Source organism: Streptomyces sp. NPDC045678 (assembly GCF_056432085.1).
In genome coordinates, this window is record NZ_JBWKJS010000003.1 from 693,312 (window position 1) to 716,428 (window position 23,117).

Below are 23,117 nucleotides of genomic sequence, written 5' to 3' on the forward strand. Positions count from 1 at the left end.
TGACTCTTCCGTGAGGCCATGCCGCCATGCGCTCGACGCAGATCCGCACCACGTTCACCGACTTCTTCACCTCCCGCGGCCACCACCAGGTCCCGTCCAGCCCGCTGGTCCCCGACGACCCGACGCTGCTGCTGGCGAACGCCGGGATGAACCAGTTCAAGCCCTACTTCCTGGGCGAGACCGTCCCCGCCTTCCCCCGGGCGACCAGCATCCAGAAGTGCGCTCGCACCTCCGACATCGACAACGTCGGCCGCACCAACCGGCACGCGACGTTCTTCGAGATGATGGGCAACTTCTCCTTCGGCGACTACTTCAAGGAAGACGCCATCGCCTTCGCCTGGGAACTCCTGACCCAGGGCTACGGGCTGGAGAAGGACAAGCTCTGGATCACCGTCTTCGAGGACGACGACGAGGCCGAGCACATCTGGCGCCGCATCGGCGTCCCCGCGAGCCGCATCCAGCGGCTCGGCATGGAGGACAACTACTGGTCCATGGGCGTCCCCGGCCCCTGCGGGCCCTGCTCGGAGGTCAACTACGACCGCGGCCCCGCCTTCGGCAAGGAGGGCGGCCCGGCCATCGACGGCGAGCGCTACGTCGAGATCTGGAACCTGGTCTTCATGCAGTTCCAGCGCGGCCAGGGCGACAAGAAGGGCAACTTCCCCATCCTCGGCGAGCTCGACCGCAAGGGCGTCGACACCGGGCTCGGCCTGGACCGGCTCGCCGCGATCCTCCAGGACGCACCCAACGTCTGCACCACCGACCTGCTGCTGCCGACCCTGCACACCGTCCAGGACCTCGCCGGCCGTGAGGCCCCCAGCGAGGGCGAGGAGAAGGTGTCCTTCCAGGTCGTCACCGAGCACGCCCGCTCCATCGCCTTCCTCATCGCTGACGGTGTCCTGCCAGCCAAGGACGGCCGCGGCTACGTCCTGCGGCGCCTGATGCGCCGCGCGATCCGTCACGCCCGCCTGCTCGGCATCGACGGCCCGGTCCTTCCGGCCGCGACCGCGTCCGTGATCGGCAACCTCGGCGACGTCTGGCCGGAGCTGTCCGCGCAGGCCGGGCTGATCGAGCAGGTCGTCGCCGCGGAAGAGGAGTCCTTCACCCGCACCCTGGCCCAGGGCACCCGGCTGCTGGACGCCGCGATCAGCCGCACCCAGGGCAGCGGCTCGGCGGCACTACCCGGCGAGACGGCCTTCGAACTCGCCGACACCTACGGCTTCCCCCTCGAGCTGACCGTCGAGGCCGCCCGCGACGCCGGACTGACCGTCGATGAGGACCGGTTCGCCACCCTGCTGGACGAGCAGAAGAAGCGCGCGAAGACCAGCGGCAAGGCCAAGACCGCCGAGGCCCTGCGCAAGCTGGACACCTACCGGGAGCTGTCCGCGGCCCTGCCCCGCACCGAGTTCCTCGGCTACGACCACCTGACCGCCGAGGCCACCGTCACCGGACTCATCGCGAACGGCACCGTCGTCCCCACCGCCGGCGCGGGCAGCGACGTCGAACTGGTGCTGGACCGGTCGCCGTTCTATGCCGAGGCCGGCGGACAGATCGGCGACACCGGCGCCCTGCACTTTGCTGACGGCACCTTGCTGGAGATCACCGACACCCGCTACGGCCTGGAAGGCTTCCGCGTCCACACCGCCCGCGTCCTCGAAGGCGAACTGACCACCGGCACCACCGGCGAGGCCGTCGTCGATGCTGAGCGGCGGGCCGGGCTGATGCGGTCGCACTCGGCCACCCACATCCTGCACGCCGTCGTCATGGCCACCCTCGGCGACCACGCCCGCCAGCAGGGCTCCCTCGTCGAACCCGACCGGCTCCGCTTCGACTTCGCGCACTTCACCGCCCTCACCCCCGACCAGCTCCACCAGATCGAGAACGCCGTCAACGGCCACGTCCTCGACGACCCCGAAGTGCGGGCCTGGCACGCCGACCGCGCCGAAGCCGAGGCCGCGGGCGCCATCGCGCTGTTCGGAGAGAAGTACGGCGACACTGTCCGCATCGTCGACATCGGCGACTTCTCCCGCGAGCTCTGCGGCGGCACCCACGTCGCCCATGGCTCCCAGGTCGGCGCCTTCCGCCTGCTCAGCGAGTCGTCGATCGGCTCCAACCTCCGCCGCGTCGAGGCCCTCACCGGTCACGGCACCCTTCGCCACCTGGACACCGAGCGGCGGCTGCTGAACGAGATCGGCGGCCTGCTCGGCTCCCGCCCGGCCGAGGCCCCCGGCGCCCTGCGCAAGCGCCTGGACGCCCTGGCCGCGGCCCAGGAGAAGCTTTCCCGGCTGCGGTCCGAGGAACTGCGGCAGCAGGCCGGACGGCTCGCCGACCAGACCCAGCCCACCGGTCGCGGGCAGCTGGTCGTCCAGCACGTCACCGGCATCGCCCCGGACGAACTGCGGGGCCTCGCCGCCGACACTCTCGCGCGGCTCGGCCGCGGCCCGGCCGTCGTGATCCTGGGCGCCGAACACGAGGGCAAGGCCCTCCTCGCCGCCGCGATCTCCCCCGACCTCCACCAGGGCGACACCCAGGCCAGCCAGATCCTCGCCCAGGCCGCCCGCACCGTCGGCGGCGGCTCCGGAGGACGCGGCCCCCTCGCCAGCGCCGGAGGACGCCACCCACACGCCCTCAACGACGCCCTGGACCTCGCCGCCCGAGAAGCCGCCCACCTGCTCGGCGACCACTGACCGGCGACGCGCCAGGGGCGGTCCATGCCACTGCACGAACCGCCCCCGAGTCCCTCACCGCTACCGCAGGCCCGTCGACCGAAGTGCCTGGTCACGGGCCTGCGGCTGCGTGGTTCACGGAACCGGAGGGGCTGAAGGGGCCGACTTTTCAGGAAAGGCTCAAGCAGTGCCCAGGGTGACGCGGCCCCGAGGCGACATCGGGAAGGTTGCGAACCCATAACGTCTGGCGGCATTTTCTGAGACACACCTGCCCTCGACTCACCAGATCGCGGCGAGCCGAAGAGCCACTGGCCAGTGAGACAGCGGGGCCCGTGAGACACCCGAACTGTTCCTAACAAGCGCCTCGTCGGCCTGGACGACCTGGTGCGCCAGGCCCTGCGGATGCGCCCGGACCGCCTGGTGGTGGGCGAGGTGCGGGGCGCGGAGGTCGCGCACCTGCTGGCCGCGCTGAACACCGGGCACGAGGGAGGCTGCGGCACGGTTCACGCCAACGCCGCCGGGGACGTGCCCGCCCGCCTGGAGGCCCTGGGCACGACCGCCGGCCTCGACCGGGCCGCCCTGCACAGCCAGTTGGCGGCCGCCCTGTCGGTGGTGATCCATCTCGTACGCGACCGGACGGGCCGCCGCCGCATGGCCGAGGTGCACGTCCTGGAGCGGGCCGCGTCGGGCCTGGTGGTGACGGTACCGGCACTGAGGTGGGGCGAGCGGGCCTTCGCACGGGAGCGGGGCTGGAGCCGCCTGAACACCCTTCTCGCAGGCGGGGGTGAGGGCTGATGACCACGGCGATGGGCGCATGGGCAGCGGCGTTGACGATGTGCGCGGGGGCCGCTGTCTGGCTGCTGGGCCGACGGGACCACGAGTCGCGCCGCCTCCGAAAGCTCCTGGCACCTCACGCGTCACAACCGTCTCCCATTCCGCGGTGGCAACGGTTGATCGCGACAGTCCGTGGCCGGTCGCGCCCCGAGTGGTGGTGCCTGGCGGCCGGGGCGGTGGTGGGGCTGTTGGGCGAGTCCGTGGTGCCGCTGGTCGTGGGCGCGGCCGGGGTTCCGCTGGCGGCGGGCGTACGGCGTGCCAGGGACGCGCGTAGGGAACGGGAGCGGCGCCGGGCCGCGGTGATCGCCTGGCTCGGGGAGCTGGCGGCCGAGGTGCGGGCGGGCCGCCAGCCCGGGGAGGCGCTGCGACTGACTCTCCACGACCCCGCCGACGCCGGTGTGGGGTCCGGCGACGCCCGGAGTGCGGTGCTGGCCGCGGCACGGTTCGGGGGCGACGTGCCGGGTGCGCTGCGCTCGGCGGCCCGAGAGCCGGGCGCCGAGGGCCTCCTGGGGCTGGCGGCGTGCTGGCGGGTCGCGGTGGACCGGGGCGCGGGCCTCGCCGCGGGACTGGGTCGGCTGGAGGCCGCCCTGCGCTCCGAACGCGACCAACACGCGGACCTGCGAGCCCAGCTCGCGGGCGCCCGGTCAACAGCCGTGATGCTGGCCGCCCTCCCCCTGTTGGGCCTGCTGATGGGCAGCGCGTTGGGAGCGGAGCCGCTGCGGGTGCTGTTCCACACAGGACCGGGGCTGGCGTGCCTGGCCGTGGGCGGAGTCCTGGAGGGCGTCGGGGTGTGGTGGGCGCTGCGCATCGTGCGAGGGGCGGAGGAGCGGTGAACGTTGTCCACAGGCTGGGGGTGATCGTGTGGGTGGCCGCAGCGGTGCTCTGGCTGACGCTGACGGCACTGGCCGCGCGAAGGGAGAGAGCACAGCGAAGACGAGCGGAGAGGGCTCTGCCCGGGGCGAGGCCACCGGAGGGCGGTGACCGGAAGGCACCCCGGCCGAACCACTGGGCGCGACAACGGCTTTGGCTGACGGTGGCCGGAACGGCGAGTGCGGCCTATGTGCTGGTGGGCGGCGTGCTGGGGGTGATGGCCGCGACAGCAGTCGGCTACCTGGCCTGGCGCCATGTGCGGCAGAAGCGTGCGTCTTGTCCGGGACGGCCTGACGACACACATGAGGCGGCCCGGCAACTGCCCCTGGCAGCCGACCTTCTGGCGGCGTGCATCGCGTCCGGAGCGAGCCCGATTGTGGCGGCTCACGCGGTGGGCGAGTCCTTGCGGGGGCCGGTCGGCGAACGGCTCTCCCGGGGCGCGGCAGAGGTACGCCTGGGCGGTGAACCAGCGGACGCATGGCGCCAGTTGAGCGTGATACCGGGCGCCGCGCCGCTGGCCCGCCTCCTGGAGCGCGCGGGCGACTCAGGGGCACCGACGGCCGACCCGGTGGCCCGCCTGGCCGCGGATGCCAGGGCGGACCGCGCCAGAGCGGCGACGGCCGAGGCACGCAAGGCGGCGGTCCTGATGACGGCCCCGGTCGGCCTGTGCTTCCTGCCGGCGTTCGTGGCGGTCGGGGTGCTGCCGGTGGTGATGGGGCTGGCGGAGGGGCTGCTGAGCGCGGGCTGAGGGCCGACGGCGCCGAACCGGACACGAAGGCTGAACGGGACACGAAGGCCGAACCGAACACGAAGAAGGGCTCGAGGAAGACATGACGAAGGTTGCGATGCGGGGACGAATGATGCGAAAACTGCGCGTTCTGAGGCGTCTGAGGCGTCAGAGCCGGCAATCCCGAAGGGCGCTGGAGCCGCTGGGCTCGGACGCGGGGATGGTGACATCCGAGTACGCCATGGGCTTGATCGCGGCGGTGGGTTTCGCCGGCCTGCTGTACAAGGTCGTGACGAGCGGGCAGGTCAAGGCGGCGCTGCAAGGACTGGTGGAGAGGGCGCTCGATGTCCCGTTCTGAGAGGGAGCGGAAACGCCAGGGGGGCCGCGCCCGGCTTCGAGCGCACTTCCCCGGCCGCTCCGACCGGGGATTCGTGACGGCGGAGGCGGCCGTGGTGCTGCCGACGCTGGTGCTCTTCACGATGGCCTTGATCTGGACGCTGTTGGCGGCCTCCGCGCAGATCCAGTGCGTGGACGCCGCCAGGGCCGGGGCGCGGGCGGCTGCCCGGCAGGACCCCGACGACGTGGCCATGGCCGCGGCACGGCAGGCGGCGCCGCGCGGGGCGAACGTGTCCGTGCGGCGCGAGTCCGACCTTGTGCGGGTCGAGGTGGTGGCAGACGCGCCGGGGCCCGAGGTACTGGGCCTGGGCCTGCGTCTGGGGTCCGAAGCGGTGGCGTTGGCCGAGGAGAGCGTGGGGGTGGCCGTATGAGAGTCGCTCTGTGGCGAGGTGCGGGGCGCGATCGCGGGGCCGCCACGGTGTGGGTGGTCGTCGTGATGGCCGTACTCGGGGTGATCTGCGGGGCGGTGCTCGCGATGACACAGGTCGTCGTGGCCCGGCACAGGGCGGGCGGCGCGGCGGATCTGGCGGCGCTCGCGGCGGCGGACCGGTGGTCGGCGGGTTCCGACGCGGCGTGCGCGGGGGCGGGGCGGGTGGCTGCGGCGCAGGGAGGGCGGGTCGTTCGGTGTGGGCTGCGGGGTGAGACCGCGGAGGTCTCGGTCTCCTCTTCGGCGGGCCCCTTCACCGCGACGGCCCGGTCCCGGGCGGGTCCGGCGATGTTTCGGGGGGCGCCGCTGCGACGACCTGCTGTAGGGGCGCTCACCGGCCCTGGCCTAACCGGTCCCCCGTGCCCCCGCTGCGACGTCCCGCAGGGTAGGAGCACCAACCCCCACCGCCCCCGGCGAATCCATGCCGCCCGCCTACCCGTCCCCCCCCCGCGTACAGCGGAAGCAGGGGCTCGCCCCATCGACCCGAGGGCGGCCAGTGCCCTAATCGTGTTGACCGCCCCGGCAGGCAATGCTGAAGTCGGCACGTGGACAGCATCCCCGCCAACCGGCGGCTCTGGAACCGGATCAGCAGCGCCTACCAGCACGAACACGACCCGCAAATCGGCGCCGCACCCCGGCTGTGGGGCATGTACTCCATCCCCGACGCCCACCTGCACGCCCTGGGCGACGTCACCGGCAAGCGCGTCCTCGAACTCGGCTGCGGCGCCGGCCAGTGGTCCAGGGCGCTCGCCGCCGAGGGCGCCACCGTGGTCGGACTCGACCTGTCCGAAGCCCAACTCGCCGCGGCGGCCCGGGTGATGGGAGCGGCCCGCTACCCGCTGGTGCAAGGCGCCGCCGAACAACTCCCCTTCGCCGCCGACAGTTTCGACCTGGTGTTCTGCGACTTCGGTGGGCTCAGCTGGGCGCCCCCGCACCTGGCAGTTCCGCAGGCCGCACGCGTCCTTGTCTCAGGCGGGCGCCTGGTGTTCAACGTCGCCAGCCCGTGGTTCGAAGCCTGCTACGACGAAGCCGCCGGTCGCGTCACCACGACGCTGCGACAGGACTACTTCGGACTGAACACCATCGCCGAAGGCGCCGACGCGACCAGCTATCAGCTCACCTACGGCGACTGGGTCAGGGTCCTGCGCGGCGCGGGTCTCGTCATCGACGACCTCATCGAGCCGCGGCCCGAAACCGGCACACCCAACGGCTACAACGAAACCGACCCACCCGACTGGGCACACCGCTGGCCTGCGGAACTGCTCTGGGTAACCCACAAACCGTGAGTTCCGCCGCGCCGAGACGTGACGGCACCCCCTCGCCGGACACCCTCGCCGGACAGGCCTAGGCGCCCTCGCCGGTCTCCGCGTCGCGCAGCAGCACCGAAAGCAACCGCACCGCCCCCCGCTTGTGCAACGGGTCGTTGCCGTTGCCGCACTTGGGGGACTGGATGCACGAAGGGCAGCCCGCCTCGCACTCGCAGGAGGCGATGGCCTGGCGCGTGGCCGTGAGCCACTCGCGGGCCGTGTGGAAGGCGCGCTCGGCGAAGCCCGCCCCGCCGGGGTGGCCGTCGTACACGAAAACCGTGGGTAGGAGCGTGTCCGGGTGCAGCGGCACGGAGACGCCGCCGATGTCCCATCGGTCACAGGTGGCGAAGAGCGGGAGCATGCCGATGGACGCATGTTCGGCGGCGTGCAGTGCGCCGCCGAGGATCTCGGGGTTGATGCGCGCGGCGTCGAGCTGGTCCTCGGTCACCGTCCACCACACCGCGCGCGTCCGGAGCGTACGAGGAGGGAGGTCCAGCTTGGTCTCGCCGAGCACCTCGCCGGTGATGAGGCGACGGCGCAGGAACGAGACGACTTGGTTGGTGACTTCGACGGAGCCGTAGCAGAGGCGGCCCGCACCCCAGGGGATCTCCGTGTCCGTTTCCAGGATGGAGATCGCCGTCGTGTCGCGAGCGGTCGTGGAGTAGGGCGGCGCGGCCTCCTCGACGAGGGCGACCGAGTCGTCCAGGTCGAGGTGGCGCACGAGATACGTACGCCCCTGGTGGAGGTGGACCGCGCCCTCGTGCACGCTCGTGTGCGCGGCGGAGGCGTCGACCGTGCCGAGGAGCCGGCCCGTGCCCTCCTCGACGATCTGGACGGGCTTTCCGCCCTCGCCGCGGATGTCGGTGAGGTCGGCGGCCCGTTCCCGGCGGGTCCAGTGCCAGGCCTTGGTCCGGCGCCGGAGAAGCTTCGCGGCCTCCAGCTGCGGGAGGAGTTCTTCGGTGGTGGGGCCGAAGAGGGCGAGGTCCTCCTCGACCAGCGGGAGTTCGGAGGCGGCGGCGCAGAGGTGAGGGGCGAGGACGTACGGGTTGTCGGGATCGAGGACCGTGCACTCGACGGGCTGCTCGAACAGCGCCTCGGGGTGGTGGACGAGATACGTGTCCAGCGGGTCGTCCCGGGCGACGAGGACGGCCAGCGCGCCCTGCGCCGACCGCCCCGCCCGGCCGGCCTGCTGCCAGAGCGAGGCCCGCGTGCCCGGGTAGCCGGCGATGACGACCGCGTCCAGGCCCGAGACGTCGACGCCGAGTTCGAGGGCGGTGGTGGCGGCGAGGCCGAGGAGTTCACCGGAGTGCAGGGCGCGCTCCAGGGCGCGGCGCTCCTCGGGGAGGTAGCCGCCGCGGTAGGCCGCGACACGCCGGGGGAGGGAGCGGTCGACTTCGGCGAGGCGTTCCTGGGCGATCACGGCGATCAGTTCGGCGCCGCGCCGGGACCGTACGAAGGCGACCGAGCGGACTCCCTGGACGGTGAGGTCGGTGAGGAGGTCGGCTGTCTCGGCGGTGGCGGTACGGCGGACGGGGGCGCCCTTCTCGCCGTGGAGCTCGGTGAGAGGGGGCTCCCAGAGGGCGAAGACGAGGTCGCCGCGGGGTGAGGCGTCGTCGGCGACCTCCTTCACGGGAAGGCCGGTGAGGCGCTCCGCGGACGCCGCGGGATCGGCGCAGGTGGCGGAGGCGAGGAGGAAGACGGGCTCGGAGCCGTAGCGGGCGCAGAGGCGGCGCAGGCGGCGCAGGACCTGGGCGACGTGGGAGCCGAAGACGCCGCGGTAGGTGTGGCACTCGTCGATGACGACGTAGCGCAGGGAGCGCAGGAAGGACGACCAGCGCGGGTGGGAGGGGAGTATCCCGCGGTGCAGCATGTCGGGGTTGGTCAGGACGTAATTGGCGTACTGCCGGACCCATTCGCGTTCTTCGAAGGGGGTGTCGCCGTCGTAGACGGCGGGGCGCACCGCGTTGCCGAGGGGGGCCGCCAGTTCGCGGACGGCGCGGCGCTGGTCGGCGGCGAGGGCCTTCGTGGGCGCGAGGTACAGGGCGGTCGTGCCGCGCCCGTTCGGCGCTTCCGAGCCGTCCAGGAGGGCGGAGAGGACGGGGGTGAGGTAGGCCAGGGACTTGCCGGAGGCGGTGCCGGTGGCGACGACGACGGATTCCCCGTCCAGGGCGTGCTCGGCGGCGAGCGCCTGGTGCGCCCAGGGGTGCTCGATACCGGCGGCCCGGACGGCGGATATGACCTCTGACCGGATGCGGTCGGGCCAGACTGCATACCGGGCCTCACGTGGGGGCAGGTGCTCCGTATGAGTGACGCGCGATGCACGGCTCGGCCCCGCGGTGAGCCGGTCGAGAACGGTCCGCGGGGACGTGCGTGCCGGGGCGCCCGCAGAGGGTCCTCCGGGAGGAGAAATTTTGGCCATCGGCATCGAGTGTGTCACTGGCGGGATGGACAATGGTCCGAAGGCGTCGTGCACGCCTACCAGTAAGTGATTGAATGCCATCGCGGCTGGCGATCCGTCCTGGGGGCTCTGCCGAGGTGTCCCGAGGGATGACCGCTCGATAGCAAGGTGCTGGAGGATCCGTGGACCTGTCCCTGTCGACCCGTACCGTCGGCGATCGTACGGTCGTCGAGGTCGGTGGCGAAATCGATGTATATACCGCGCCCAAGCTGCGCGAGCAGTTGGTCGAGCTGGTGAACGACGGCAGTTTTCATCTGGTCGTCGACATGGAGGGCGTGGACTTCCTCGACTCCACCGGGCTCGGCGTGCTGGTCGGCGGCCTGAAGCGGGTGCGTGCCCATGAGGGCTCGCTGCGCCTGGTCTGCAACCAGGAGCGCATTCTCAAGATTTTCCGTATCACCGGCCTGACCAAGGTGTTCCCCATCCACACCTCGGTCGAGGAAGCGGTCGCGGCCACCGACTGAGTGGCCTTCGACCGAGCGCCGGACCTCCCGGGCCCCTGGGCCCGGGACGGCAGTACAGCAGGGGACCGGGCCTGCGGCCCGGCCCCCTGACAGCACGCGCGTATGTCGAGGGGGATGCATGGCCACCGTTGAGCTCCGCTTCAGCGCCCTGCCCGAGCACGTCAGGACCGCCCGTCTGGTGGCGGCCGCGGTGGCGCGCAGGGCCGGGGTGGACGAGGCCGTTCTCGACGAGGTCAGGCTCGCCGTCGGCGAGGCCTGCACGCGCGCCGTCGGGCTGCACCAGAGCGGCGGAGTGACGGCGCCGGTGCGGGTCGCGCTGATCGAGGACGAGAAGCAGTTCTCCATCGAGGTCGGCGACGAGGCCCCCCGTGCGGCTCCCGGTGACCGGGCGCCCGGCGCGCGTCTCGACGACGGCGAAGAAGCGGATGCCGAGGGCGAGGACGAAATGGGCCTCGCGGTCATCAGCGGACTCGTGGACGACGTGGAGGTCACGGCCGGCGAGGCCGGTGGCCTCATCCGTATGAGCTGGCCGACGACGCCGGCGCCGCTCGTGCCCTGACCCGTTCCACCCCGCCTCCAAGGCCCTGTCACCACCACGGTGAACTGGGCCTTTTCTTTTTCTGATCATTTAAGGCCCTAGATCGACGATCTCCCGTCGATGCCCCGCCGATCTATCGTCAACGGTTTTGAGGCATTACCGCTTTCGGGGTCAATCCGGGCGCCCGATCATTTGCTGAGAGGCAATCTCAAGTCAATTCCGTTTGTGGCGCTCTGTTTTGATCAGGTTCCGCTCCCTACAATCCGTCCACATCTTGAGCTCAGCCCAAGCGTCAAGGAGGACGAATGGCGGGGCTTTCTACCCCTCATCAGTTTGACCATCCCACAACCTTCGCAGCCGCAGTCCTGACAGATGACAACCGTCTCATCGTGATGGCGATCGCTGCCGTCGCGCTGGCGGCGCTCGTCGTCGCGGGTGTGCTCGTACGACAAGTACTCGCGGCGGGCGAGGGCACCGACAGCATGAAGAAGATCGCGAAGGCGATCCAGGTGGGCGCGAATGCCTATCTGGGACGCCAGTTGCGCACTCTCGGCGTATTCGCCGTCGTGGTGTTCTTCCTGCTCATGCTGCTGCCCGCGGACGACTGGAATCAGCGCGCCGGACGATCGATCTTCTTCTTGGTCGGAGCGGCGTTCTCGGCGACCACCGGCTATATCGGTATGTGGCTCGCCGTACGCAGCAATGTGCGCGTGGCAGCCGCCGCCCGAGAGGCCACTCCGGCAGAAGGTGAACCCGAAAAGGATCTCACCGCTGTCTCGCACAAGGCCATGAAGATCGCTTTCCGCACGGGCGGCGTAGTCGGCATGTTCACGGTGGGGCTCGGTCTTCTGGGCGCCTCCTGTGTGGTGCTCGTCTACGCGGCCGACGCACCGAAGGTGCTCGAAGGTTTCGGCCTCGGCGCCGCACTGATCGCGATGTTCATGCGTGTCGGCGGCGGCATCTTCACCAAGGCCGCCGACGTCGGCGCCGACCTGGTCGGCAAGGTCGAGCAGGGTATTCCGGAGGACGATCCGCGCAATGCCGCGACCATCGCCGACAACGTGGGTGACAACGTCGGCGACTGCGCCGGTATGGCCGCCGACCTCTTCGAGTCGTACGCCGTGACGCTCGTCGCGGCGCTGATCCTCGGCAAGGTGGCGTTCGGCGACTCCGGGCTCGCCTTCCCCCTGATCGTCCCGGCCATCGGCGTCGTGACGGCGATGATCGGCATCTTCGCGGTGGCGCCCCGGCGCTCCGACCGCAGCGGGATGAGCGCCATCAACCGCGGCTTCTTCATCTCCGCGGTCATCTCGCTCGCCCTCGTGGCCGCGGCGGTCTACGTCTACCTGCCGTCCACGTACGCGGACCTGGACGGCGTCACGAGCGCCGCGATCAAGGGCCACGACGGCGATCCGCGGGTCCTCGCGCTCGTCGCCGTCGCCATCGGCATCGTGATGGCCGCGCTGATCCAGCAGCTCACCGGCTACTTCACCGAGACCACCCGGCGTCCCGTCAAGGACATCGGGAAGACCTCGCTCACCGGCCCGGCCACCGTCGTCCTCGCCGGCATCTCCATCGGTCTGGAATCGGCCGTCTACACCGCGCTGCTGATCGGTCTCGGCGTGTACGGGGCGTTCCTGCTCGGCGGTACGTCGATCATGCTCGCCCTCTTCGCGGTCGCGCTCGCCGGTACGGGACTGCTGACCACGGTCGGCGTCATCGTCGCCATGGACACGTTCGGGCCCGTCTCCGACAACGCGCAGGGCATCGCCGAGATGTCCGGCGACGTCGAGGGCGCGGGCGCGCAGGTCCTCACCGACCTGGACGCCGTCGGCAACACCACCAAAGCCATCACCAAGGGCATCGCCATCGCGACCGCGGTCCTCGCGGCGTCGGCGCTCTTCGGGTCGTACCGCGACGCCATCGCGGAAGCGGCCAAGGACGTCGGCGAGAAACTCGGCGACGGCGCTCCGATGAACCTTGTGATGGACATCTCACAGCCCAACAACCTGGTGGGCCTGATCCTCGGCGCCGCGGTCGTCTTCCTCTTCTCGGGGCTGGCGATCAACGCGGTGTCGCGGTCGGCGGGAGCCGTGGTCTACGAGGTGCGGCGGCAGTTCCGCGAGCACCCCGGGATCATGGACTACACCGAGGAGCCCGAGTACGGGCGCGTCGTCGACATCTGCACCAAGGACGCGCTGCGCGAGCTGGCCACACCGGGTCTGCTCGCCGTGCTCACGCCGATCGCGGTCGGCTTCTCGCTCGGCGTCGGCGCGCTCGGCTCGTTCCTCGCGGGCGCGATCGGCACGGGCACGCTCATGGCGGTCTTCCTCGCCAACTCCGGCGGCGCCTGGGACAACGCCAAGAAGCTCGTCGAGGACGGCCATCACGGCGGCAAGGGCAGCGAGGCCCACGCCGCGGTCGTCATCGGCGACACCGTGGGCGACCCGTTCAAGGACACCGCGGGGCCTGCGATCAACCCCCTGCTGAAGGTGATGAACCTGGTGGCGCTGCTCATCGCGCCCGCGGTCGTCAAGTTCAGCTACGGGGACGACGCCAGCGTCGGAATGCGGGTGCTGATCGCGACGCTCTCCATCGTGATCATCATCGGCGCGGTCTACATGTCCAAGCGGCGAGGCATCGCCGTCGGGGACGAGGGCAACTCCGAGCGGGTGGCCAAGCCGGCCGACCCGGCGGTGGTCTCGTAGGGCCGTGGTTTCGTAGGGCCGTGGCCCAGTAACCCGGCTCGGTGACTCCGAGTCGGGCTCTGCCCAACACGCGGGCGGACGGCGCTTTTTGATGCGCCGTCCGCCCGACGTGTGTCCACGGAGAGATCCGTGAGCCTTCTCTCGCGCCCCGTTCCCGTACGCCGCTTGGTGCAAATGGCTGCAATAGAGGATGTACCGAGCCCCCGGCATGCGGATGTAGCCCAGTTGGCGTGTAAGTTCCGGGGCCGAGAGCCATGGAAGGGACCAATCCGGTGAACAAGAAGCTTGCAGCCGCACTGTCCGGCGGTGCGGTACTGGTACTCGCTTTGTCAGGGTGCAGCGACGACGGCAACAAGAAGCTGGACGACTGGGCCAAGAAGGTCTGTGACTCGGTGCAGCCCCAGTCGAAGAAGATCGCGGACGCCAACGCCGCGATCCAGAAGGAGACCTCTGACAACAGCTCGCCGGGCGACGTCCAGAAGACCGACTCCAAGGCGTTCAAGGACATGTCCGACGCCTACAAGTCGATGGGCGACGCAGTGAAGAACGCGGGCGCGCCCCCGGTCGACGACGGCAAGAAGAAGACGGACGACGCCGTCAAGGAGCTCAACGCCATCTCCAAGTCGTACGGCGACCTGAAGAAGCAGGTCGACGGCCTGGACACCAAGAACCAGGCGGACTTCGCCGACGGCCTCAAGGACGTCGCGGGCGAGCTGGACAAGCTCAGCAAGAGCGGCAACGAAGCCCTGGAGAAGCTGCAGGAGGGCGAGGTCGGCAAGGCGATGGGCAAGCAGGACAGCTGCAAGAGCGCGTCCGCCACGCCCTCCGCCAAGAGCTGACCCTTCCAGCCATACGTGTCGTACGTGCCGCTCTTCCGGGCGTACGTTCCGTACGCTCCCCGAAGTTCCCGATGCCCTCGGCGCCCACGCGGTGCCGAGGGCATCGGCGCGCCCGGAGGGCCACAATGGAGGGGTGAGTAACGCCACCCTTCCCCTGCCCTCGTCCGACCGCGCCGATGTCGCCGCCGCCCTGCGCGACGCCCTGCTCGCCGCCGACTTCACCGCCGACGGGCTGCTCGAGCTGCTCGGGGCCCCCGCCTACACCGCGCTGGCGCGCAGCGAGACCGTGCCCGCGCTGCGGGCCACGCGCGGGGACGGTGCCCTCCCGGCGCTCGTACGCCTCTTCCTGCTCCAGGAATCGGTGCCCCACGCGCGCGTGGCCGACGTTCTCCCCGTCGACGTACTCCTGGAGAGCGACTGGCTGGCCGAGCGGGACGGCGAGCTGTGGGCGTCGGTGGACGTGCGGCCGTACGGAGGGCCGAGCGGCGAGGACTGGTTCATCGTCTCCGACCTGGGGTGCGCGGTCGGCGGCGCCGGTGGCATCGGCAAGCACGAGGAGGGCGTCGTCCTCGGCGTGGGCGGCGCGTCCACCACGCTGGCCGGCATCACCGTGCGCCTGCCCGTCGCGAGCGCCCTCGACCTCGGCACCGGCTCCGGCATCCAGGCCCTGCACGCCGCCCAGCACGCCACGCGCGTGACCGCGACGGACCTCAACCCCCGGGCCCTGCGGTTCACCCGGCTCACCCTGGCGCTGTCCGGCGCCCCGGAGGCCGACCTGCGGGAGGGCTCGCTCTTCGCACCGGTGGCGGACGAGACGTACGACCTGATCGTCTCCAACCCGCCCTTCGTCATCTCGCCGGGTGCACGGCTCACGTACCGGGACGGCGGCATGGGCGGGGACGATCTGTGCCGCTCGCTCGTTCAGGAGGCGGGGGAGCGGTTGAACGAAGGGGGGTACGCGCACTTCCTGGCCAACTGGCAGCACGTGGAGGGCGAGGAGTGGCAGGACCGGCTGCGGTCCTGGGTGCCGCGCGACTGCGATGCCTGGATCGTGCAGCGCGAGGTGCAGGACATCACGCAGTACGCCGAGCTGTGGCTGCGCGACGCGGGGGACCACCGCACGGACTCCGCGGAGTACGCCGCGCGGTACGACGCGTGGCTGGACGAGTTCGAGGCGCGGGGCACGCGTGCCGTCGGGTTCGGCTGGATCACGCTCAGGAAGACGGCTGCCGCCGAGCCGTCCGTCACCGTCGAGGAGTGGCCGCACCCCGTCGAGCAGCCGCTCGGCGACACGGTGCGGGAGTTCTTCGAGCGGCAGGAGTACCTGCGTGCCCACGACGACGCCGCGCTGCTCGCCGCGCACTTCAAGCTCGCCGACGAGGTCGTGCAGGAGCAGGTCGGACTGCCGGGCGCCGAGGACCCGGAGCACGTCGTGCTGCGCCAGAACCGCGGGATGCGCAGGGCCACCAAGGTCGACACGGTGGGCGCCGGGTTCGCGGGCGTCTGCGACGGCTCGCTGAGCGCCGGACGGATCCTGGACGCCATCGCGCAACTGGTCGGCGAGGACCCGGTGTTGCTGCGGGACCGTACGCCCGCACAGATCAGGCTGCTCGTGCAGCAGGGCTTCCTGCTGCCCGTGTCGGAGTAAGGGCTGACGGGAGGGGTTCACGGGAGGGGGTCACGGGAGGGCCGAGGGGGACCGGCAGGGGCTGATCAGGCCAACATGCCCGCCGCCGTTCACCCCGATTTCGTCCTCCCGATTCCCGTGCGTGTCAGCCTCCCCGCAGGGGAACTCGGCACGGGAAGGCAAGACCATGGAGAGCGGGCCAGCGATCTTCGCCGGAACGGTGTTCGCGCTGTTCGGCGCCGGACTGCTGATGTGGACGGGTGTGCGTGTCGCGCACCGCGACCCTGTCGCCCAGGGTGTGAACCCCGTCGCATCGGTGACGTTGGCGACGCTCGCGGGAGCGGTCGCCGTCCTCCTCGGAGTGTGGTGCTTCACGCGGCTGTGAAGCGGAGGCAAAGCGGCTGGAGAGCGGCCGCGTCGCGACTCCGGCGACGCACGCTTCCCAGTGATCACACAGGCCTCGGGCGGGCTCCGGCCGTGAGAGGTGCTGAAACAGCGGGTCGCGACGCCGGGCGGCAGGAATGGCGGTAGTCGGGTTACCGTTCGAGTGGCCGTTGCGGGCTTTTCCCGTTTGACACGGGGGCGGGATGTACCGTCACACTCCGCAGCGACAGCGCAACGCAAGCCATGCGGGCACTGTCACCGCACCGCCACGAGCATCGCCACCGCGCAATGCGACCGAGCGGGGCGACGCGACAGTACGACCGAGTACTGCTGCCGCGCACTGCCACCGAGCGTCGACCGGAGAGAAGAGCGAAGTTGTCCCCGACCAGCGAGACCGCACAGGGCGGCCGCCGACTCGTCATCGTCGAGTCGCCTGCCAAGGCGAAGACGATCAAGAGCTACCTCGGCCCCGGCTACGTAGTCGAGGCCAGCGTCGGGCACATCCGCGACCTCCCCAACGGCGCCGCGGAGGTGCCGGAGAAGTACACCGGTGAGGTGCGCCGCCTCGGCGTGGACGTCGAACACGACTTCCAGCCCATCTATGTCGTCAACGCCGACAAGAAGGCGCAGGTCAAGAAGCTCAAGGACCTCCTGAAGGAGTCCGACGAACTCTTCCTCGCCACCGATGAGGACCGCGAGGGCGAAGCCATCGCGTGGCACCTCCTCGAGGTCCTGAAGCCCAAGGTCCCCGTCCACCGCATGGTGTTCCACGAGATCACCAAGGACGCGATCCGCAGCGCCGTCGCCAACCCGCGCGAGCTCAACAAGCGCATGGTCGACGCCCAGGAGACCCGCCGCATCCTCGACCGCCTCTACGGCTACGAGGTCTCGCCGGTCCTCTGGAAGAAGGTCATGCCGCGCCTGTCGGCCGGCCGCGTGCAGTCCGTGGCCACCCGCCTCGTCGTCGAACGCGAACGCGAGCGCATCGCCTTCCGCTCCGCCGAGTACTGGGACCTGACCGGCACCTTCGGCACCGGCCGCGCCGGTGACGCCTCCGACCCGTCGCAGCTCGTCGCCCGCCTCACCACGGTCGACGGCAAGCGCGTCGCGCAGGGCCGTGACTTCAACTCCGTCGGACAGCTCAAGTCCGACACCCTGCACCTGGACGAGGCGAACGCCCGCGCGCTGGCCGCCGCCCTCCAGGACACCGACTTCTCCGTGCGGTCGGTCGAGTCCAAGCCGTACCGCCGCTCGCCGTACGCTCCGTTCCGTACGACGACGATGCAGCAGGAGGCCTCGCGCAAGCTGGGCTTCGGCGCGAAGGCCACCATGCAGGTGGCCCAGAAGCTGTACGAGAACGGCTTCATCACGTACATGCGTACGGACTCCACGACCCTGTCGGACACGGCGGTCGCCGCCGCGCGCTCCCAGGTCACGCAGCTCTACGGCAGCGACTACCTGCCGGACAAGCCGCGCACGTACGCCGGGAAGGTCAAGAACGCACAGGAGGCGCACGAGGCGATCCGACCTTCGGGTGATCGTTTCCGCACGCCCGCCGAGACCGGTCTGACCGGCGACCAGTTCCGGCTCTACGAACTCATCTGGAAGCGGACCGTCGCCTCCCAGATGAAGGACGCGACGGGCAACTCCGTCACGGTCAAGATCGGCGGCCGCGCCTCCGACGGCCGCGACGCCGAGTTCAGCGCGTCCGGCAAGACCATCACCTTCCACGGCTTCCTCAAGGCGTACGTCGAGGGCGCAGACGACCCGAACGCCGAGCTGGACGACCGCGAGCGCAGGCTCCCGCAGGTCAACGAGGGCGACGCGCTCTCCGCCGAGGAGATCTCGGTCGACGGCCACGCGACCAAGCCCCCGGCCCGCTACACCGAGGCCAGCCTCGTCAAGGAGCTCGAAGAGCGCGAGATCGGCCGTCCGTCGACGTACGCGTCGATCCTCGGCACGATCCTCGACCGCGGATACGTCTTCAAGAAGGGGACGGCCCTCGTGCCCTCCTTCCTGTCGTTCGCCGTGGTCAACCTGCTCGAGAAGCACTTCGGGCGCCTCGTCGACTACGACTTCACCGCCAAGATGGAGGACGACCTCGACCGCATCGCGCGGGGCGAGGCGCAGGCCGTGCCGTGGCTGCGGCGCTTCTACTTCGGTGAGGGCGAGGGCTCCGGCGGCGCCGCCGACGCGGGCAACGGCGACGGCGACCACCTCGGCGGCCTCAAGGAGCTCGTCACCGACCTCGGCGCGATCGACGCCCGCGAGGTGTCGTCCTTCCCCGTCGGCAACGACATCGTGCTGCGCGTCGGGCGCTACGGCCCCTACATCGAGCGCGGCGAGCGCGACTCCGAGAACCACCAGCGCGCGGACGTCCCCGACGACCTGGCGCCCGACGAGCTGACCGTCGAGTACGCGGAGGAGCTGCTCGCCAAGCCGAGCGGCGACTTCGAGCTGGGCGCCGACCCCGAGACCGGCCGCCAGATCATCGCCAAGGACGGGCGCTACGGCCCGTACGTCACCGAGGTGCTCCCCGAGGGCACCCCGAAGACCGGCAAGAACGCGGTCAAGCCGCGTACGGCCTCCCTCTTCAAGTCCATGTCGCTCGACACGGTCACTCTGGAGGACGCCCTCAAGCTGATGTCCCTCCCGCGCGTGGTGGGTGCCGACGCGGAAGGCGTCGAGATCACCGCACAGAACGGGCGGTACGGGCCGTACCTGAAGAAGGGCACCGACTCGCGCTCCATCGACGCCGAGGAGCAGCTCTTCACCATCACGCTGGAAGAGGCCCTGGAGATCTACTCCAAGCCGAAGCAGCGTGGCCGCGCCGCCGCGAAGCCGCCTCTGAAGGAGCTCGGCGAGGACCCGGTCAGCGGAAAGCCGGTCGTCGTCAAGGACGGCCGCTTCGGGGCGTACGTCACGGACGGCGAGACGAACGCGACGCTGCGGGCGGCCGACTCCGTCGAGGACATCACCCCCGAGCGGGGCTACGAGCTCCTCGCGGAGAAGCGGGCGAAGGGCCCCGCCAAGAAGACCGCGAAGAAGGCACCCGCGAAGAAGGCACCCGCGAAGAAGGCACCCGCCAAGAAGGCGCCTGCCAAGAAGACCGCTGCCAAGAAGACGGCGGCCAAGAAGACCACTGCCGCGAAGACCACCGCCAAGAAGACGGCCGCCAAGAAGACGGCTGTTTCGAAGGCTGCTGCTTCGGAGGAGTGACGCCGCTGCCCCGGCGGCGTTCCACGTCGCCCAAACCGGGCGCCACCCGGACCTGACGGTCGTTTGTTCGGGTGGCTCCGCGGGGAGTCGGTCCGTCCAGATAGGCTGGACGGATGACGCGTGCCGAGCAGCCAACGGCCGGAAACCCGGCCCCCGACGACGCCCTGGTCGCAGATTCCCGAGAGCGTGCAGTCCGCGCCTTGCTGCGCGTACCGCAGCTGAAGAGGTTGTGGAGCGCCCAACTCGTCGGCAGTGTCGGCGACGCGCTCGCGCTCCTCGTCCTGGTGATCCTCGCGCTCCAGTCGGCCATCGCCGAAGCCGCCTTCGGGGGCGGCTATCGGGGTGTCGCCCTCGCCGTGACCGCCGTCTTCGGAGCACGCGTTCTCGCGACACTGCTCTTCGGAGCGGTGCTTCTGGGCCCGCTCACCTCGCTCACCTCCCCGGGCGGTCCGCTCGACCGCCGCTGGACCATGGTCGGCGCCGACGGAGTGCGCGCCGCGCTCCTCGTCGTCGCACCCCTGTGGATCGACTGGACCCCGGACAACGCCCTCGCGATGATCCTGGTGACGTCCTTCGTGGTCGGCGTCGCCGAGCGCTTCTGGACGGTCGCCAAGGAGAGCGCGGCGCCCGCGCTGCTGCCCGCGCCGCCCCTGGAGGGCGCGACGGTACGGCCGCTGCCGGACCACATGGACGCGCTGCGGCGCCTGTCCCTGCGTACGGGATTCCTGGCGCTGCCCCTCGCGGCCGCGACCCTCGTCGCCATCACCCTCGTCGGCAACCTGCTCGGCGCCGGCCTCGACTGGTTCGAGCTGCACCAGGCCGGACTCGCCTCCTTCGTGGCGGCCGGACTCTTCGCCGCCTCGCTGTCGATCCTGTACTTCCTCGAACTTCCCCGTACGCAGACGCCCCGTGCGCGCAGCCCGCTCGAGGGGCTCCGCAGGCCCCGTACGGGCACCGGCACCGACAAGGGCCGCACCGGCGCCATCCCGCTGTTCGTCACGGCCTGCGCCGCCGTCGCGGGGGCTGTCGCGGCCGCCGTCGCCGTCGCCGTACTGCACGCCAAGGACCTGGGCGGCGGACCCGTCACGTACGGCCTGATCGTCCTCGCCGTGACCGGCGGCACCGCCGTCGGCATCCACACCGCGCCGTCCCTGCTGCCCACGCTCTCGCGCCGCAGGCTGCTCGCGCTGGCCATCGCCCTCACCGGCATCGCGCTGCTCGCCGCCGGCCTCGTGCCCGACGTCACGACCGTGCTGCTGCTCCTGGCCCTCTCCGGGGTCTGCGCGGGCGTCGCCGCGAACATCGGCCACGCGCTGCTCGACCAAGAGGTCGAGGACTACCGCAGGGCCCGTACGACGGAACACCTCCACGCGGTCGTACGCCTCACCCTCGCGCTCGGCGCGCTGGTCGCCCCGGTCGTGGCCGCCGTCATCGGCCCGCACCGCATGGTCAACGGCAAGTTCGTCTTCGACCACGGCGGCGCCGCGTTCACGCTCATGCTGGTCGGCGCGCTGCTCCTGCCGGTGGCCGCGCTGGTTCTGGCCAAGGCCGACGACCGGCAGGGCGTTCCGCTCCGGCACGACCTGCTCGACGCGCTGCGCGGCGGCGACGACCCGGTGCAGGCGCCCTGCGCCACCGGTTTCTTCATCGCCCTGGAGGGCGGCGACGGCGCCGGGAAGTCGACGCAGGCCGAGGCGCTCGCCGAGTGGATCCGCGCCAAGGGCCACGAAGTCGTCGTCACGCGCGAGCCGGGGGCCACGCCCGTCGGCAAGCGGCTGCGCTCGATCCTCCTCGACGTCTCGTCGGCCGGTCTGTCGCACCGCTCCGAAGCGCTCCTGTACGCCGCCGACCGCGCGGAGCACGTCGACACCGTCGTGCGCCCCGCCCTCGAACGCGGCGCCGTGGTCATCTCCGACCGCTACATCGACTCGTCCGTCGCCTACCAGGGCGCCGGCCGTGACCTGTCGCCGACCGAGATCGCCCGCATCAACCGCTGGGCGACCGGCGGCCTCGTACCGAACCTGACGTGCCTGCTCGACGTGTCGCCCGAGGCCGCCCGCGAGCGGTTCACGGAGGCACCCGACCGGCTGGAGTCCGAGCCCGCCGAGTTCCACGCGCGCGTGCGTTCCGGATTCCTCACGCTCGCCGCCGCCGACCCGGGGCGGTACCTGATCGTCGACGCCTCCCAGGAGCCGGAGGCGGTCACGACCGTGATCCGGCACCGGCTCGACCTCGTGCTGCCGCTCTCCGAAGCCGAGGTGAAGGCACAGGAGGAGGCCCGCAAGGCGGCCGAGGAGGAAGCCAGGCGCAAGGCCGAGGAAGAGGCCGCGCGCAAGGCCGAGGAGGAGCGTCTGGAGCGCGAGCGCCAGGAACAGCTCGCCAAGCTCCGTGCCGAGGAGGAGGAGCGCAAGCGGCGCGAGCTGGAGGAGGCCCAGCGCCGCGAGGCCGAGCGACAGGCCGAGGAGGCCAGGAAGCGTGCCGAGGAGGCACGGCGCAAGGCCGAGGAGGAGAAGGCCAGGCTCCTCGCCGAGGAGAAGGTGCGGGCGGCCGAGGAGGCGCGGCGCAAGCGCGAGGCCGAGGAAGAGGCGCGGCTGCGCGCGGAGGCCGAGGAGCGGCGGCTCGAGAAGCAGCGGAAGGCCGAGGAGGCGCTGCTGCGGGCGGAGGAGGCGCGACGGCTCGCGGCGGCTTCCGCGGCTGCGGCGACGGCCGCGGCGGCTCCGGCGGTTCCGGAGCGGAAGACTCCGGCTCCTGCGCGCAAGGCGGCTGCGGCGCCGACGGCTTCTGAGAAGGCTCCGGCGCCCGAGAAGAAGGCTTCGGCTCCTGGGAGGACCGCCCCTGAGGGGACGGCTCCTGAGGGGACGGCCCCTGCTCCCGGGCAGAAGGGTCCGGCCGGGTCGTCCGTGCCCGACAACGAGACCACGGTGCCGACGCCCGTCGTGAAGCCCCCGTCCGGCGCCACCGACGAGACGGCCGTGCTGCCTGCGGTCGGTGCCGGTGACGGTGCCGGTGCCGGTGACGGTGCCGGGTCAGGCGCCGAGGGGCTGAGCGCGGAGGACACCGCGGTGCTGCCGCAGATGTCCGAGCCCGCGGGTGCGGCCGACGAGACGGCCGTGCTGCCCGCCGTGGGTCAGGACAAGGTGCCGCCGGGGTACTTCCGGGACGAGCGGCCCGCCGCCGGGCCCGCGTCCTCGCTCGACGGTGCCAACGAACGGACCCGTGAGCTGCCGCAGGTCGACGAGCAGGGCGTGCCCCGGCGCGCGGCCTCCGACTGGGCCGAGGAGACGCCGCTGGACGACCTGCCGTCGCTCGCGGACGAACTGCTCGGATCGCACGAGGACGAGGACGAGGTCGACGCGGGCGAGAACGACGGTGGTCGGCGGGGACGACGCGGCCGACGGGGCCGCTGAGCACCAGGGCGGCCGAGTACCGAGGCGGCTGAGTGCCAGGGCCGCTGGGCGCCGAGGCGACTGAGTACCGAGGCGGCTGAGTACCAGGGCCGCTGGGCACCGAGGTGGCTCGGCGGCGAGGCCTCCGAGTACCGAGACCGCTGAAGGCCCGGCCGTCGAACATCGCGGCCGGGCCGGATTGTCAGAGGCGTCCCTCACAATGGGCAGTCCGGCAGAGCAACAGCAGCAGAGCGCAGCGTAAGGCGGTGA

15 protein-coding genes and 2 pseudogenes are annotated in these 23,117 nt (G+C 71.3%); 16 read left to right on the forward strand and 1 reads right to left on the reverse strand.

Annotation, left to right across the window (positions count from 1 at the left end; all coding sequences use genetic code 11):
- The first annotated feature begins 26 nt into the window (after window positions 1-26).
- From alaS to AC07DO_RS14205, 8 genes and pseudogenes are all read left to right on the forward strand, one after another.
- Window positions 27-2,684, forward strand: a complete 2,658-nt coding sequence (gene alaS, locus AC07DO_RS14170; protein WP_479059514.1) for an alanine--tRNA ligase — start codon at window positions 27-29, stop codon at window positions 2,682-2,684.
- 342 nt (window positions 2,685-3,026) lie between these two features.
- Window positions 3,027-3,458: pseudogene (locus tag AC07DO_RS14175) on the forward strand (ATPase, T2SS/T4P/T4SS family); the annotation flags it as partial.
- A 155-nt stretch (window positions 3,459-3,613) separates the two neighbouring features.
- Window positions 3,614-4,330 carry a type II secretion system F family protein gene (locus AC07DO_RS14180; RefSeq protein WP_479059516.1) on the forward strand — a complete coding sequence of 239 codons (717 nt, stop codon included), beginning with the start codon at window positions 3,614-3,616 and terminating at the stop codon, window positions 4,328-4,330.
- Between the two features lie 254 nt (window positions 4,331-4,584).
- On the forward strand, window positions 4,585-5,115 hold the full coding sequence (locus tag AC07DO_RS14185; protein WP_479059518.1) for a type II secretion system F family protein: 531 nt from the start codon (window positions 4,585-4,587) through the stop codon (window positions 5,113-5,115).
- Window positions 5,116-5,197: 82 nt separating this feature from the next.
- A complete protein-coding gene (locus AC07DO_RS14190) occupies window positions 5,198-5,452 on the forward strand; it encodes a DUF4244 domain-containing protein (protein WP_479059519.1) in 255 nt (84 codons plus the stop codon).
- Window positions 5,439-5,861, forward strand: a complete 423-nt coding sequence (locus AC07DO_RS14195) for a TadE family type IV pilus minor pilin (protein WP_479059521.1) — start codon at window positions 5,439-5,441, stop codon at window positions 5,859-5,861. The genes AC07DO_RS14190 and AC07DO_RS14195 overlap by 14 nt, the downstream gene beginning before the upstream one ends.
- Before the next feature lie 65 nt (window positions 5,862-5,926).
- Window positions 5,927-6,142, forward strand: a pseudogene (locus AC07DO_RS14200) (Rv3654c family TadE-like protein); the annotation flags it as partial.
- A 320-nt stretch (window positions 6,143-6,462) separates the two neighbouring features.
- Window positions 6,463-7,203 carry a class I SAM-dependent methyltransferase gene (locus AC07DO_RS14205; protein ID WP_479059523.1) on the forward strand — a complete coding sequence of 247 codons (741 nt, stop codon included), beginning with the start codon at window positions 6,463-6,465 and terminating at the stop codon, window positions 7,201-7,203.
- Between the two features lie 58 nt (window positions 7,204-7,261).
- Here the strand turns inward: AC07DO_RS14205 and AC07DO_RS14210 are convergent, their stop codons facing one another.
- Window positions 7,262-9,724, reverse strand: a complete 2,463-nt coding sequence (locus tag AC07DO_RS14210; protein WP_479059525.1) for a DEAD/DEAH box helicase — start codon at window positions 9,722-9,724, stop codon at window positions 7,262-7,264.
- A gap of 80 nt (window positions 9,725-9,804) precedes the next feature.
- Between AC07DO_RS14210 and bldG the strand changes: the two genes are divergently transcribed.
- The 8 genes from bldG to tmk all read left to right on the forward strand — a co-directional run bounded on the left by bldG (window position 9,805) and on the right by tmk (window position 22,868).
- The gene (bldG, locus tag AC07DO_RS14215) at window positions 9,805-10,146 is read left to right on the forward strand and encodes an anti-sigma factor antagonist BldG (protein ID WP_003975386.1); all 342 of its coding nucleotides are present in this window, start codon (window positions 9,805-9,807) and stop codon (window positions 10,144-10,146) included.
- Window positions 10,147-10,264: 118 nt separating this feature from the next.
- Window positions 10,265-10,705, forward strand: coding sequence for an ATP-binding protein (locus AC07DO_RS14220; protein WP_479059527.1), 441 nt, complete (start codon window positions 10,265-10,267; stop codon window positions 10,703-10,705).
- Between the two features lie 284 nt (window positions 10,706-10,989).
- The gene (locus AC07DO_RS14225; RefSeq protein WP_479059529.1) at window positions 10,990-13,392 is read left to right on the forward strand and encodes a sodium-translocating pyrophosphatase; all 2,403 of its coding nucleotides are present in this window, start codon (window positions 10,990-10,992) and stop codon (window positions 13,390-13,392) included.
- Window positions 13,393-13,646: 254 nt separating this feature from the next.
- Complete coding sequence (locus tag AC07DO_RS14230) at window positions 13,647-14,231, forward strand: small secreted protein (protein WP_385930419.1); 585 nt, start codon at window positions 13,647-13,649, stop codon at window positions 14,229-14,231.
- 133 nt (window positions 14,232-14,364) lie between these two features.
- Complete coding sequence (locus AC07DO_RS14235) at window positions 14,365-15,879, forward strand: DUF7059 domain-containing protein (protein WP_479059531.1); 1,515 nt, start codon at window positions 14,365-14,367, stop codon at window positions 15,877-15,879.
- 166 nt (window positions 15,880-16,045) lie between these two features.
- Window positions 16,046-16,243 (forward strand): hypothetical protein, encoded by a 198-nt coding sequence (locus tag AC07DO_RS14240; protein WP_479059533.1) that lies wholly within the window; start codon window positions 16,046-16,048, stop codon window positions 16,241-16,243.
- Between the two features lie 374 nt (window positions 16,244-16,617).
- On the forward strand, window positions 16,618-19,461 hold the full coding sequence (gene topA, locus AC07DO_RS14245; RefSeq protein WP_479059535.1) for a type I DNA topoisomerase: 2,844 nt from the start codon (window positions 16,618-16,620) through the stop codon (window positions 19,459-19,461).
- A 113-nt stretch (window positions 19,462-19,574) separates the two neighbouring features.
- Complete coding sequence (tmk, locus tag AC07DO_RS14250) at window positions 19,575-22,868, forward strand: dTMP kinase (protein WP_479059537.1); 3,294 nt, start codon at window positions 19,575-19,577, stop codon at window positions 22,866-22,868.
- The last annotated feature ends 249 nt before the right edge of the window (window positions 22,869-23,117 follow it).

Bases quoted from the DNA above. Each gene is read 5' to 3' on its own strand.
- alaS (WP_479059514.1), top strand. From the start codon at position 27: ATGCGCTCGACGCAGATCCGCACCACGTTCACCGACTTCTTCACCTCC.
- AC07DO_RS14185 (WP_479059518.1), top strand. From the start codon at position 4,585: ATGGCCGCGACAGCAGTCGGCTACCTGGCCTGGCGCCATGTGCGGCAG.
- AC07DO_RS14190 (WP_479059519.1), top strand. From the start codon at position 5,198: ATGACGAAGGTTGCGATGCGGGGACGAATGATGCGAAAACTGCGCGTT.
- AC07DO_RS14195 (WP_479059521.1), top strand. From the start codon at position 5,439: ATGTCCCGTTCTGAGAGGGAGCGGAAACGCCAGGGGGGCCGCGCCCGG.
- AC07DO_RS14210 (WP_479059525.1), bottom strand. From the start codon at position 9,724: ATGGCATTCAATCACTTACTGGTAGGCGTGCACGACGCCTTCGGACCA.
- AC07DO_RS14220 (WP_479059527.1), top strand. From the start codon at position 10,265: ATGGCCACCGTTGAGCTCCGCTTCAGCGCCCTGCCCGAGCACGTCAGG.
- AC07DO_RS14225 (WP_479059529.1), top strand. From the start codon at position 10,990: ATGGCGGGGCTTTCTACCCCTCATCAGTTTGACCATCCCACAACCTTC.
- AC07DO_RS14230 (WP_385930419.1), top strand. From the start codon at position 13,647: ATGGAAGGGACCAATCCGGTGAACAAGAAGCTTGCAGCCGCACTGTCC.
- AC07DO_RS14240 (WP_479059533.1), top strand. From the start codon at position 16,046: ATGGAGAGCGGGCCAGCGATCTTCGCCGGAACGGTGTTCGCGCTGTTC.
- tmk (WP_479059537.1), top strand. From the start codon at position 19,575: ATGACGCGTGCCGAGCAGCCAACGGCCGGAAACCCGGCCCCCGACGAC.